We start from the raw sequence: 12,251 nt of genomic DNA on the forward strand, positions 1-12,251 counted from the left end.
AGTCAGTATGAATGATGCTCGCACCAGTGCACGTCTCTCCGGTCTCTGTCCAACGGGCGGGCGGGCGGCTCAATACAGCCCATCGGGTGGTCGCCCATCGGACATGAACTTCTTTGCCACAGCCGCGATCCGGCGCGCGGAGAGCTCCCGCCGGACGGGGACGACGTGGGTGAGCAGCGCCGCGAGGTACGCTCCGTCGGGCTGAGGATCGGACGACTCGAGCCGCTCCAGCGCCTCGAGCGTCTTCACGGCGTGCGCCGTGAAGATGGGCCTCACCGCCGCGTCGAACGCGGCGAAGGGGGCGAGCTCGGCGAACGCGCGCCGGCGATCCGCGGCGTCGAGCTCCCGCGCGATCGCGAGCGCCGCGCCGACGTCGCGCGCCTCCACCGCCTGGAGCAGCCCGCCGCCTCGCGCGCGGGTAGTAGCAGCGGTCGTCGTAGCGGACGCGTGCGGCGCGGCGGTGTCCGCCTTGCGGAGCTTGCCGACGAAGCCGGCCGCGAGCACCGCGAGCTGCGCGGCCTCGCGCGGGAGGGCCTCGCGCCCGAGCGCCGCCGCCGCCTCCGCGAAGGTGACGGCGTGGGTGACGTCGAGCACCCCGACCTCGGCGTCGAGGCGCGCTTCCCAGGCCGAGTCGAAGCGCCCGAGGCGGACGGCGGCGGCGTGGCCGATCGCGCCGAGCAGCGCGAGCGGCCCGGCGCCGCGCGCGAGCCAGCGCACGGTCGCCTCGACGGCCGGCTGCTCTCCTGCGAGCACCTCGGCCTCGAAGGCGGCGCGCTCCGCGCCCTCGAGCGGCGCGGCGTCCGGGCGCGTGGCCTCTGCGGCGCCGTCGGGGCCGGGCAGGGGTAGATCGGCGAGGCGCGCGAGCGCGGCGCGCGTGGCGGTGAAGGGGGGCAGGCTGGTGTCGGCGGTCGCCCAGGCGAGCTGCACCGTGGAGGCGGCGAGGACCTCGTCGGCGGCGGACGAGAAGCGCTCGGCCAGCTCGAGCGCCTTCGACAGGAAGATGGCGCCGTGCCCGTAGTCGTACAGGTGCTGCGCGACGAAGGGCATGAGCGCGCGGCGCGCGCCGGCCGTGCCGCGGATCTCGACGAGCTCGCGCATCCGCGCCTCGGCCTCGTCGCGGCGCTCCGCCGCGAGCGCCTCGCTCACCTTCGCCGGCTCGTCGAGCTCGAAGTCGGCGATGCGCGCGAGGGGCGAGCGGGCCCCCACCTTGCCGGGGCCCTTGCCGCGGGGGCCTAGCCGGGCCGACGCCTCGCCGATCGCGTGGGCGGCGACCACGAACGCCTCCTCGGCCGGGATCCTGCCGCGCTCGACCCAGGCGCAGAGGTCCGCGAGCAGGGCGAGGCCGTGGTCGAAGCCGTACTCGGCGCGCTCCGCCCCGTCCCTGGCGAGCACCTCGAACGCGAGGTGCAGGCTGCCGAGGCCGGTCTCCCCCCGGTGGAGCCCGAGCGCGCCCAGCCGGAGGCCCTCGCGCAGCGCGCGCGCCGGCTCGTCGCGCAGGATCGCCTCGCGCAGGCCGGCGACGAGGCGCCGCACCTCGGCCGCTGTGTCGACGGCCCGGTTGAGCTGCACGCGCCCGCCGTCGATGCGGGTGGCGTAGCGCCGCACGGGCTCGCCGCCGAACATGCAGGCGCCCGAGGCGAGCTCGAACTTCCAGTTGTGCCACGCGCAGGTCAGCACGCCGCCGCGCAGCGCGCCCTGCGAGAGCGGGTAGCCCTGGTGCGGGCAGCGATCGTCGAGCGCGTGGACCTCGCCGCCACGGAGGACGCAGGCGAAGCGCCGCCCCGTGTCGTCCTTGCGCAGCACGGGCACCTCCGCCGGAAATTCGGAGAGGGGGCCCAGATCGATCCAGTCCGACTTCATGGCTTCTCCGCGCCGCGGCGCGCGCCGCGGTGGGTACGCGGCGCGCGTCGTGAGAGCGAGGCGCATCGTAGCCGAGGGCGAGGCGGGGAGGGGCCGCGAACACGGGCTGCCGCGAAAAGTTCCCTGTCCGGACCCGCGCCGCTCGCTCACCCCTTCACGCAGAGGACCTGCCGCAGCTCGGCGACGACCTCCACGAGATCGCGCTGGTCTTCCATGACGCGCTCGATCGGCTTGTAGGCGGAGGGGATCTCGTCGAGGACACCGCCGTCCTTGCGGCACTCGACCCCGGCCGTCTGCGCGGCCAGGTCATTGACCGTGAAGCGCCGCTTCGCCTCGCCGCGGCTCATCTTGCGCCCCGCGCCATGCGAGGCGCTCTCGAACGCCTCGGGGTTGCCGAGGCCGCGCACGATGTACGAGCGCGTGCCCATCGAGCCGGGGATGATGCCAAGCTCGCCCTTGCCCGCTCGGATCGCGCCCTTGCGCGTCACCAGCACGTCTTCACCGAAATGACACTCTTCTGCCACGTAGTTGTGATGGCAAGTGATGGCTTCCTGGATCGCGAGCTCGGGGAAGTGCCGGCGCAGGGCGCCTTCGGCGAGGTGGAACATGGCCTCGCGGTTCGCCCGCGCGTACCGCTGCGCCCAGAAGAGGTCGTGCCGGTAGGCCTTCATCTCCGGGGTGCCGGCGAGGAACACCGCGAGATCGCGATCGGGCAGGTCGCGGTTGTGGGCGAGCTTCTTCGCCCTGGCGATGTGGATCTCGGCGAGCTCCTTGCCGATGTTGCGAGAGCCGGAGTGGAGCATCAGCCACACGCCGCCGTCCGTGTCGAGGCAGAGCTCGATGAAGTGGTTGCCGCCCCCCAGCGTGCCGAGCTGACAGCGCGCCCGCGTGAACAGCCCCTGGACCTTCGGGCTCAGGCTCGCGAACTCGTCCCAGAGCGCGAGGCGCTCGAACCCGGCCGGCGGGGCGTCGTGGGCGGCGAACCCGACGGGGATCGCCCGCTCGATGTCGCTGCGGATCCGCCGGAGGTCGTCGGGCAGATCGGCCGCGGTGAGGTTCGTGCGGAGCGCGCCCATCCCGCAGCCGATGTCGACGCCGACGGCGGCCGGCGCGACCGCGTCCCGCATCGCGATGACCGAGCCGACGGTCGCGCCCTTGCCGAAGTGGACGTCGGGCATGGCGGCGACGTGGTGGAACACCCAGGGCAGGGCGCTGATGTTCCGCAGCTGCTCCAGCGCGATCGCCTCGACCTCGTCCGGCCGGGTCCACAGCTTGATGTCCACGTTCTTGCCCTTGATCTGCGCGGGTCCCATGCGGGCAGAATAGCGCGGGGCGCGCGCAGGCGAGCAGCGAGGGACGCATGCGGCGGAATCGCGAGGGCGCGTGCGGGCGATCGCGAGGCGCGCGGCTACCCCGTTCGGCCTTGCGGGACCTCTGGGTTCTTGATACGCGTCGAAATCGCTGCTTCCGGGGTCCTTGTTCATGTCGTCTGCTCGCGCGCTCTCCATCGCAACCCTGGCGGCCTTGGCCGCTCTGTCGTGTGGGGTCACGAGCGGTTGTGACGGCTGCAAGCCGGGCGAGGACCCTGCGGCCGGGAAGCCCGCCGCCGCGGCTTCCGCGACGGCCAGCGCCGCGGAAGGCGCGGAAGGCGCGGAACGTCGAAAGCGCCTCCTGCCCGCCGGCGACGACCGCTTCGCGGCCCAGATCGCGGCGAACCTACCCCGGGTGCCCGATCCGGCGATCCAGGCCCCGGAGGGCGGCGACGCGGGCGCCGAGCTCGACAATGGCACCTTCCGCGATCGCGTCATCGCCTTCGTCCGCCAGGTGGCCGCGGGCGGTGACAAGGTGACGTGCGATCTCGCCCTCTCGTCCAAACGCCCCTTCCGCGCTGTCGTGATGGGCTTTCAGGAGGGGAAGCAGATCGCCCGCGGGGAGGCGTCGGACGCGGGGCTCTGCGTCGCGCTGAAGGACGCTGCGCGCAGGGCCGTGGCCGCGGCGGGCGGCGCGGCGGCGATGACGAGCGCGCTCGCGGGCGCGCGGCTGGTCGTGGAGCTTCCGGATCATCACGAGTCGATGGTGGAGAGCGTCGAGCGCCCGGGGAAGGGCGTCGAGCTCGTCGAGGGGCTCGTGCCGGTGCGCGTCCTCGACAAGCCCCTCCTCGCGCGGCGCATCGAGGAGGGCAAAGGCTATCTCCTGCGCGTCATCGATCCGCGGCACAAGGGGGTTCACAAGTACTACCACGCCCCCGCGGACCGGTTCGAGCGCGAGCTGCACACGATCTACACCGCGTCCACGGCGCTGACGCTGCTGAAGCTGCACGCCTACAAGCCCGACGAGCGCCTGCTGCGGCTGGCGACGGAGGCCGCCGGCTTCATGATGGGCATGCAGAGCCGCGAGGCGCGCGATCGCACGGCCGGCGGCTTCTTCTATGCGTTCAACCTGGAGCGCGAGCGGCCCGAGCGCCGGCTGGTCGTCGGCACGGCGTCGAAGTCGATCTTCACGCTCCTCGAGCTTCACGGCGTCACGAAGGACAAGCGATACCTCGAGTCCGCCGTGCTCGCGGCCGAGTGGCTGATCTCGATGCAGCGGCCGGACGGCAGCGTGCGCTCGGCCCTGATCGGGCAGGAGGGCGGGGCGTGGAAGGTCCAGGGCAAGGACTCGACGCTCTACACCGGGCAGGTCCTCTCCGCCCTGTCGCGCACCTACCGGGCCACGAACAACAAGAAGTACCTCGACGCCGCCGCCCGGACCGCGGACTACCTGCTCGCCAGGATCGCGGAGAAGGGGTGTTTCCTCGGCGACGATTACAGGAAGCCCAACCCGATCTCGAGCTCGTGGGCGGTCCAGTCGCTGCTCGACTTCGCGAAGGCCGGCGGTGACCAGCGCGTCGAGCAGACCGTCTTCCGCTGCGCCGACGACCTCGTGAAGCGGCAGTGGCGCAGGCCCGAGGACGCCTACCGCTACGGCCGCTGGCAGCGGTCGCTGTCGAGCAGCGGGAGCGGCTGGCTCGCCGAGGTGATGTCGGAGGTGTACCACCATTGCCGGAAGAAGGGCACGGAGGGCTGCGATCGGTACAAGGACGCGGTGGTCGCCGCGATCCGGTTGCTCTTGCAGTACACCTACGGTCCGGAGAGCTCGTTCGTGGTGAAGAACCCGCAGGCGGCCGCGGGCGGGGTGTTCTGGAGCGTCAGGGATCGTTATGTGCGCACCGACTCGGTGTGCCACGCGATGAACGCGTACCTCAACATGATCGGCGAGCTCGGCGACGGCCCGCTGCTCACGCTGCCCGAGCGGCCCCTCGTCGAGCGGATGGCGCTCGCGGCGGAGGCGCCGGGCGCGGCGGACGCGGGGCTCCCCGAGGACGAGGGCGAGGAGGCCGCCGCGGGGCAGTCCGGGCCGAAGGACGAGGACGCGGACGACTGAAACGAATCGACGTTGCTCCAGGAGAACTCCCCATGGCTCAGGTGAAGATCTACGGAATCAAGGAGAAGCTCAATCCGGTGAAGGAGTCGCTGTCGACGGTGATCCACGCCTGCGTCATGGAGGCGCTGCAGATGCCGCAGGACAAGCGGGCGCATCGCTTCTTCCCGATGGAGCGCGAGGACATGCTGGCGCCGGGTGGGCGCACCGACGCCTATACGATCATCGAGATCTCGATGATCACCGGGCGCAGCGTGGAGACGAAGAAGAAGCTCGTGCGGCTCCTCTTCGACAAGATCCGGGACGAGGTCGGGATCGACCACCAGGACATCGAGATCTGTATCTCGGAGTCGCCCGCCCACGACTGGGGGTTTCGCGGGATGCACGGCGACGAGGTCAAGCTGAACTACAAGATCAACCTCTAGCGTCCGGGCGCTCGCGGACTTGCCTGCGCGGCAGCGCGCGCCGGACGCCGGCGCGGCTCCGGCGGTCAGCGCGGCAGCACGGCCACGATGCGCAGCGGCCCGCCGGAGCCGGCGCGGATCTTCATCGGGAGCGCGATGACGAGCGCGCCTCGCGGGGGCAGCGACGCGAGCGAGGCGACGTTCTCGAACGCCGGGATATCCGCCCCGAGCAGCGCCCGATGCGCCATGAAGGTCCTCGATGGGCCGTGATCGATGCTCGCCGTGTCGATGCCCACCGCCCCCACGTTCCGCTCGATGAGCGCCCGCGCGGCGTCCTCGCCGATGCCCGGAAAATGCAGCGCCTCGGCGTGGCCAGGTCGATCGTCGCCGAGGTAACGCTTCTTGTCAGGCCAGCGCGCGCCCCAGCCCGTCCGGATCATCACGAGGGTGAGCGGCTCGATGGCGCCGTGCGCCCGCTCGAACGCCTCGATGTCCGCGAGGGTCACGAGGTAGTCGCTGTCCCTGGCCGCGGCGGCCGACACGTCCACCACCACCGCGGAGCCGACGAGGCGGGACAGGGGCACGGCGTCCGCTGTCGATTTGCCCTCGGCGAAGTGGATGGGCGCGTCGAGGTGCGTGCCGCCATGCTCGGGTGCGCAGAGCGTGTACGCCGAGTAGAAGTAGCCGCCCTCGGTCTTGCCGTGGTGCACCGTACCGTGGGTGAAGCCTGTCGTTGCCGTGGGCCAGTAGATGGTCTTGTCGTCGAAGGGATAGGTCAGGTCGACGAGCCGCGCGCCCTCGGGCAGGCGGATATCGCTCGCGCCCGCGCCTCCAGGGGTGTTGCCCCGCGCCCCCGCCTGCTCCGCCGCGCAGCCCGTCGAGACCGCGGCGAGCACGAGTATCGTCGTGATCAACATTCGCATCGAGCCCCTCCTGGACGGCCACGCGACCGGCCGCCGGAGATGATTCTGTCACCGGCCTCGCGCCGGGGCATCGATCCAGAGGTCGCGCGCGGGAGAGCAACGCGGGCAGGAGCGGAGGGAACGACGAGGACAGGAGCGCGGCGAGCGGCAGGCGGGGGAAGCCGCCTGTCCAGTTCCGCTTCCGACGAACGTTCCGTGGGCCGGCTGCTCGAGCACGATCTTGGCCGGAGCCCCGCAGGTCGTGCGGCCGCGACCCGCACCCGCCATGGCGCCGCCATCTGCCTGGCGCCACGCCGCACCCCGAATTCCGCTGATTTTCGCCGCCTGCGCCCCTGGCACGCGCGCTGCCATGGACACCGCGCATGGGAGACGCCGACATCACGCTTCGCCACCTCGCCCGGCGGCGCCCCGAGGACCTGGTGCGCGCCCTCGTCCCGGAGGGCCGTCCCGTCGAGGTCCTCGGCTGGGTCGACAGCCAGGTCACGAACATCGAGCGTCGCCTCGACAAGGCCATTCGCTTGCGGATCGACGGCGAGCCACGCGTGCTGCACGTCGAGTTCTGCTTCGCGCTCCGCGACGATGTTCCGGATCGCGTCTTCGAGTACCTCGGCTTCCTCTTCGCCGCGCTCCGCCTCGATGCCCACGGGGAGGCGGTGCCGCCGATCGAGAGCGTCGCTGTGGTCCTGTCGGGCCGCAGGCGGCGACTGCCGACGACGGGCAAACGCTGCATCGCGTGGCCGGGGCGGCCGTTCAGCGGCGCGCACTTCCGCATCGACGCCGTCTACCAGCGCACGGTCTCCGAGCTGCGGGCGCGTGGCAGCGTGCTCTGGCTGGTGTTCGCGCCTCTCGCCCGGAACGCGACCCCGGCGGCGCTGAGGCAGATCGTCGCGGAGATTCATGCGGGGGCGGCCACCGCCGAGGAGCGGGCCGAGCTGTACACGGCGCTCCTGGTGATGGCCACCATCGATCCCTGGGGGCATAATCTGCTGAAGGAGCTCGTCATGATGGTGGAGGACAAGGAAGAGGGGCTGCTCCGGCGCACGCCGATCATCGGGGAGATGATCATCGAGGCCGAGCGACGTGGCGAGGAGCGCGGGGAGCGACGCGGCGAGGAGCGCGGGGAGCGACGCGGCGAGGAGCGCGGGGAGCGACGCGGCGAGGAGCGCGGCGAGGAGCGAGGCAAGCAGCAGGCGATCGCGGAGCTGCTCGGTCGGCTCTTCGCCCGGCGGCTCGGGCGGCGCCCGACGGCCGAAGAAGAGCGCTCGATCATCGAGCGAGCCCGCGCCATCGGTCCGGGCGAGGTCGAGGATGCCTTGCTCGATCTGGAGGCCGACGCGCTGGTGCGCTGGCTCGCGGAGCCGCTCCGCACGTCGTGAGCTCGGGAAGTTCTTCGCGGGTGTGATCGCTACGGCCCGACCCAGGTTGGGGCAGCGACGGCGCACCGATTCGGACCGCAGGTTGAACCGTCTCCGGCGCATCGATCGGGGTTACGGCAGCGCGGGCCAGCGGCCTCCGCTGTACCGATCGGGGTTTTCGATCGGCGGTCGAACCGTCTCCGCTGTATCGATCGGGGTCGTCGATAGGCGGCTGAGCGCCCAGGCAGCACCGACCGGAGTCCTCGCGGGCGGTCCAACCGCCTCCGGCTTCAGTGCGCCGAGGCCGCAGCCCCGCTCGGGCTGGGTCGCCGCCGCGACCGGATCGCCGTGACCTCCACCCTCAACGCCAAGGCGCTCGTTCGCCCGTCCCCTTCGACCGCCTAGGCACGTGCAGGTGAGAGCGTGGACCAGGCGCGCAGCTCGTAGGCAGGAACCGCAGGCATTGTCCGGCAGCCGGGCGATCGCGAACTCGGCGACCTGCCGTACCTGGCCAACCGCCCGCCGAGGCGGGAGGCTCGGGATAGGCGCGTCAGAGACGGTGCTCCGTCCGTGAGCAGGGTGGTCAGCTCGTGCCGCGTAGCGTATCCTTGAGGGCATGGCCGTTACCATCGAGCAGCTCGAGGAGCAAGTCGCCCGACTAACCTCAGCCGAGAAGGCCCGCCTCCTCCGGGTGCTCGCACCCGATGGGTCGGGGATTGAGCGCTCACCGGGCGTCCTTGGCGGCGACGCCTGCATCGCAGGGACACGGATTCCGGTCTGGCTGCTGGAGAGCTACCGCCGCCTTGGCTGGAGTGAAGCGCGCATCCTAGAGAACTTCCCGACCTTGCGCGCTATCGACCTCGTGACCGCGTGGGCCTACCGTGACTCGCATGGTGACGAGATCGAGCAGGCGATCCGCGAGCACGACGCTTCATAACCAACACGGTGATCTCTGACCTTCACGCGACGGGCGGTCGATTCACCCGGACGACCTTGCCCTTCAGATCACCATGCACAGCGATCGCTTCATGGATACGCTCCGCCTGTCGCTCGCAGTCGGCGTCCTCGGTGCAGGCTATGATACCCGCATGATTCGTTATCGTACTGGCAAGCCTGAAGAAATCGCGTCGGTTCAGCGTCAGGAGGGCGCGCCCGTGCTCCATGGCGAATCGGAGGACGTCTTCGTCGGGGATGCGCTGTCCCGCCTTGCCCGCCTCATGACATGTGAGCACATCATGGCCCAGGCGCCGCAGGGCTTCGATGACATTCCGAGGCACATTCTCGTCCGCGTAAATCGCGGCTCTCATCACTTTGCCTCCGCGATGGCATCGGCAAGCGCTTTCGCTTTCGCAGCCGCCGCTCTGAACTCGCCGACTTGACGCTCTGCTACTTCGACGAGCCTGTCGATGAGCGCCGGCAACCTGTCGACCGCCCGGAGTCGGACCTCTTTGCTCGTGCTCAACAGCGGAGACTGCGACCAGTCCTCCGGCTCTCCATCCATGGGACCGCTCTCCAGAAGCAGTCGCCACGTCGAGCCGTCCTTTCCAAAACGCACGTACTGATTCCAGTCGTCGCGCGGGTTAGCGTCTGGATCCAGGTTGACGGCTGCAGTGACACCGAGGTTGAGCGCTGAAAGAGCCTGCTCGACGCGCTCGAGAGCATTGTTGACGGCCTCGGTGGCCGACGCGAGTTCCGGAGCAACGCGCCGCGCCCGTTGGAGGCTCAAGTGCAAAGAATCGGTCTGAGTGTCGAGCTTCGCGAACGTGGCAGTGCCGCGCCGAGCGCTGACGGTCGTGAACGACAGTTCCGGCGCGCTAAGAAAGTACGTGGTGAGCGCCGAGAGCAGCATTTGCCTGGCGGCCGGCTCGGCGGCCTGTCCAGCGAGGAACGAATTCTCCTCGTAGCCTAGCTCGACCCGCTCGGGACCGAAGCGCAGGAGAACGGCATGTTCAAGCACGCTCACGAGTGCCGGCCGCTTAGGCAGGATAATAGCGAGGACCTTGCGCCACCCATCGTGATCGAGGGGGGGGGCAACCTCTGCGGTAGCCAGGGACGTCGGCCGGGGCGTCTTCGCAGCGGAAGTGATGCGTCCCCCGGCTGCCACGGAGCTCCTGGGTTTGAGAGCCTTCGACGGCGGTGCCGTCGGATCATCGATGGACATAAGTATACCCTCGGGCGTTCTGTGCCCGCGTTATCGATCTCGGGGCTCAAATGACTTCCGTCATCCGAGTGCTCCAGGCATGGAGCACTCGGACTCTAGACCGGGCGTGCCGTCGGTGCAAGGCGCTGAGCTGGGTCGATCCGGAACATCCTGTCGATTTCCCTTCGACCGAGCGCACGCGGCCAGGTGCCCGGCCGCGAGGTGCACCGCGAGCGGCAGCCCGCCGAGCGCGCGGACGATCCGCTCGTGCTCGCGCCGCTCTCCTCGTCCCGCGAGGAGCGGTGCTGCTCCGTGAATTGCTCACCGCCACCTGCTCTCGAAGGGCTGCGCTAGGACAACGACGCAGCGCGGGTCGTCGCGCCAGGCACCCAGGGCCGGTGAAGACGGCGGCGCAGCCATGAAGGCGGGTGAGCGAGCGTCGCCGCGGTGGGCTGCGCTCCCTTCGGCCTGGCGCGCCCCGACGCGAAGCGCTAGCGTCTCGGCAGGGTGCGCAGGGGCGCCCTCCCCGCCGGAAAGAAGCCTTTCACCCTGCGACGCGACGACCGCGAGTCACCTCGCACCGTCATGACCACGTCGACATCCTCGGGCCGAGGGAGCGGGTAGCGGCCGATTCGAGAGGAGACGTCCATGATGGATCCCGTTCGCGAGCTGAAGACCCGCGCCGAGCTGCTGCACAAGCAGCTCGCGTCGAACGACGCCAGAGCGCTCTTGCGCCTGCGCGCGCTGCCCGAGCTCGGGCGCGCCGACGAGGCCGCGCTCGCCGCGGCCGCTCCTGGCATCCGCCGGAAGCACTGCCTCGCCGTGGTCGCGCGCGAGTGCGGCTTCTCGAGCTGGGAGCGCGCGCGCCTCGCCCTCGCGGGAGAGCCCGGCGCGCCCGAGCTCGGGACGCTGCTCTACGGCCGGGAGGGCGGCGTGCTGCACCACTGGTTCGCGACCCACGAGGAGGCGCGCGCCCACGTCGAGGCGCTGCCGGAGGCGTCGCGCGGCTATCTCCTCGCGTACAAACACCACTTCTTCGTCGCCGATCGCCCGTTCGTCGCGTCGCTCGGGCTGGATCCCGACGACCCGGACTGGCAGGCGATCGGGTGGGACTGGGCACGGCCAGCCAATCTCGCCGCGCGGAGCCGCCTCTACGCAAAGCGGCTCGCCTCGATGCGGGGGTGGGCATGAGCGCCCCGGAGCTGCACCCGGACCTCACCGCCGCGCTCGAGGCAACGTTCCCGGGGCGCCCGGTCCAGGACGTGACCTCGCTCTCCGGCGGGTTCTCCGGCGCTGCGCTGATCGCGTTCGTCGTCGACGGCGCGCCGTACGTCGCGAAGCGCTTCGCGCTCGAGCCGAGCGATCCGGAGCGCGCCGGGCGCGAGAGCGCGTGCATGCGCATCGCGTCCGAGCGCGGGGTCGCGCCGCGCCTGCTCCACGCGGACGCGCGGACGGGCGTGACGATCATGGACCGCATCGCGGGGACACAGCTCCGCCCGACGCGCGATCCGGCGCAGATCGAGCGGGTCGCTGCGGCGTTGCGGCGGCTCCACGACGGTCCGCCGTTCCCGCGCAGCCCGTCGCGCATCGACTTCCTGCGCTCCCTCGACGCGCAGTGCGCTGCGCTCGCAGGCGCGGGCCTGCCAGCCGAGCTCGTGCGCACGGTCGTGGAGCTCGAGCGTGTGAGCGCGCCGCACGCGCACGCCGCCGCGTGTCATCGCGACCTCAACCCGAACAACGTGCTCGTGACGGCCGAGCGCGTGTACTTCGTCGACTGGACCCACGCGGGCGCGGGAGATCCGTTCATCGATCTCGCGCAGCTCGGTGTCTTTGCGTGCCCGCGGCCCGAGCAGCGCGAGGCGCTGCTCGAGGCGTACCTGGGGAGGCCAGCGAACGACGGCGAGCGCGTGCGGGCGGGCCTTGCGCGCGCCATCGCCCTCGCCTTCTACGCAGCGAGCTTCTTCTTCGTGGCAGCGCGCCTCGGCGGGCCGCCTCCTGAAGACGACGCGTCCCGCCCGCTCGCGGAGGTCCTCGCTGCGTTCGGCGCCGCGCCGGAGCGCACGCACCCCGGCGTCGTCGCCGCCGCCCTCCTGCGCGAGATGCGACAGGAAGCCCGGGCTCTCGACGTCCTGCGCGGCTCGCCATGACG

11 protein-coding genes are annotated in these 12,251 nt (G+C 71.2%); 6 read left to right on the forward strand and 5 right to left on the reverse strand.

Translation table 11 applies throughout. The features are described from left to right. Nucleotides 1-69: 69 nt before the first annotated feature. Both WMF45_RS07440 and WMF45_RS07445 read right to left on the reverse strand, forming a co-directional pair. Complete coding sequence (locus tag WMF45_RS07440; RefSeq protein ID WP_437716245.1) at nucleotides 70-1,860, reverse strand: Rieske 2Fe-2S domain-containing protein; 1,791 nt, start codon at nucleotides 1,858-1,860, stop codon at nucleotides 70-72. A gap of 146 nt (nucleotides 1,861-2,006) precedes the next feature. Continuing rightward, the gene (locus tag WMF45_RS07445; RefSeq protein ID WP_437716246.1) at nucleotides 2,007-3,173 is read right to left on the reverse strand and encodes an RtcB family protein; all 1,167 of its coding nucleotides are present in this window, start codon (nucleotides 3,171-3,173) and stop codon (nucleotides 2,007-2,009) included. Between the two features lie 169 nt (nucleotides 3,174-3,342). On the opposite strand from WMF45_RS07445, the gene WMF45_RS07450 reads away from it, so the two are divergent. Both WMF45_RS07450 and WMF45_RS07455 read left to right on the forward strand, forming a co-directional pair. Then, a complete protein-coding gene (locus tag WMF45_RS07450) occupies nucleotides 3,343-5,283 on the forward strand; it encodes a D-glucuronyl C5-epimerase family protein (RefSeq protein WP_437716247.1) in 1,941 nt (646 codons plus the stop codon). Nucleotides 5,284-5,315: 32 nt separating this feature from the next. After that, nucleotides 5,316-5,705 carry a tautomerase family protein gene (locus WMF45_RS07455; RefSeq protein WP_437716248.1) on the forward strand — a complete coding sequence of 130 codons (390 nt, stop codon included), beginning with the start codon at nucleotides 5,316-5,318 and terminating at the stop codon, nucleotides 5,703-5,705. A gap of 65 nt (nucleotides 5,706-5,770) precedes the next feature. On the opposite strand, the gene WMF45_RS07460 is transcribed toward WMF45_RS07455, so the two are convergent. Then, the gene (locus tag WMF45_RS07460; RefSeq protein WP_437716249.1) at nucleotides 5,771-6,607 is read right to left on the reverse strand and encodes a cyclase family protein; all 837 of its coding nucleotides are present in this window, start codon (nucleotides 6,605-6,607) and stop codon (nucleotides 5,771-5,773) included. A gap of 362 nt (nucleotides 6,608-6,969) precedes the next feature. Here WMF45_RS07460 and WMF45_RS07465 point away from each other — a divergent pair, with 362 nt between their 5' ends. Together WMF45_RS07465 and WMF45_RS07470 are read left to right on the forward strand one after the other, a co-directional pair. After that, nucleotides 6,970-7,983, forward strand: coding sequence for a hypothetical protein (locus WMF45_RS07465; RefSeq protein WP_437716250.1), 1,014 nt, complete (start codon nucleotides 6,970-6,972; stop codon nucleotides 7,981-7,983). 595 nt (nucleotides 7,984-8,578) lie between these two features. Next, nucleotides 8,579-8,899, forward strand: a complete 321-nt coding sequence (locus WMF45_RS07470) for a DUF433 domain-containing protein (RefSeq protein ID WP_437716251.1) — start codon at nucleotides 8,579-8,581, stop codon at nucleotides 8,897-8,899. 22 nt (nucleotides 8,900-8,921) lie between these two features. Here the strand turns inward: WMF45_RS07470 and WMF45_RS07475 are convergent, their stop codons facing one another. Next, nucleotides 8,922-9,269 (reverse strand): DUF5615 family PIN-like protein, encoded by a 348-nt coding sequence (locus WMF45_RS07475; RefSeq protein ID WP_437716252.1) that lies wholly within the window; start codon nucleotides 9,267-9,269, stop codon nucleotides 8,922-8,924. Next, entirely contained in the window at nucleotides 9,269-10,123 is an 855-nt protein-coding gene (locus WMF45_RS07480) for an SIMPL domain-containing protein (RefSeq protein ID WP_437716253.1), read from the reverse strand. Before WMF45_RS07480 ends, WMF45_RS07475 begins: the two co-directional genes overlap by 1 nt. A 627-nt stretch (nucleotides 10,124-10,750) precedes the next feature. Here WMF45_RS07480 and WMF45_RS07485 point away from each other — a divergent pair. Beyond that, nucleotides 10,751-11,293 (forward strand): hypothetical protein, encoded by a 543-nt coding sequence (locus WMF45_RS07485; protein ID WP_437716254.1) that lies wholly within the window; start codon nucleotides 10,751-10,753, stop codon nucleotides 11,291-11,293. Continuing rightward, entirely contained in the window at nucleotides 11,290-12,249 is a 960-nt protein-coding gene (locus WMF45_RS07490; protein ID WP_437716255.1) for a phosphotransferase, read from the forward strand. Before WMF45_RS07485 ends, WMF45_RS07490 begins: the two co-directional genes overlap by 4 nt. The last annotated feature ends 2 nt before the right edge of the window (nucleotides 12,250-12,251 follow it).

This window comes from Sorangium sp. So ce448 (genome assembly GCF_051520915.1).
GTDB lineage: Bacteria > Myxococcota_A > Polyangia > Polyangiales > Polyangiaceae > Sorangium > Sorangium cellulosum_B.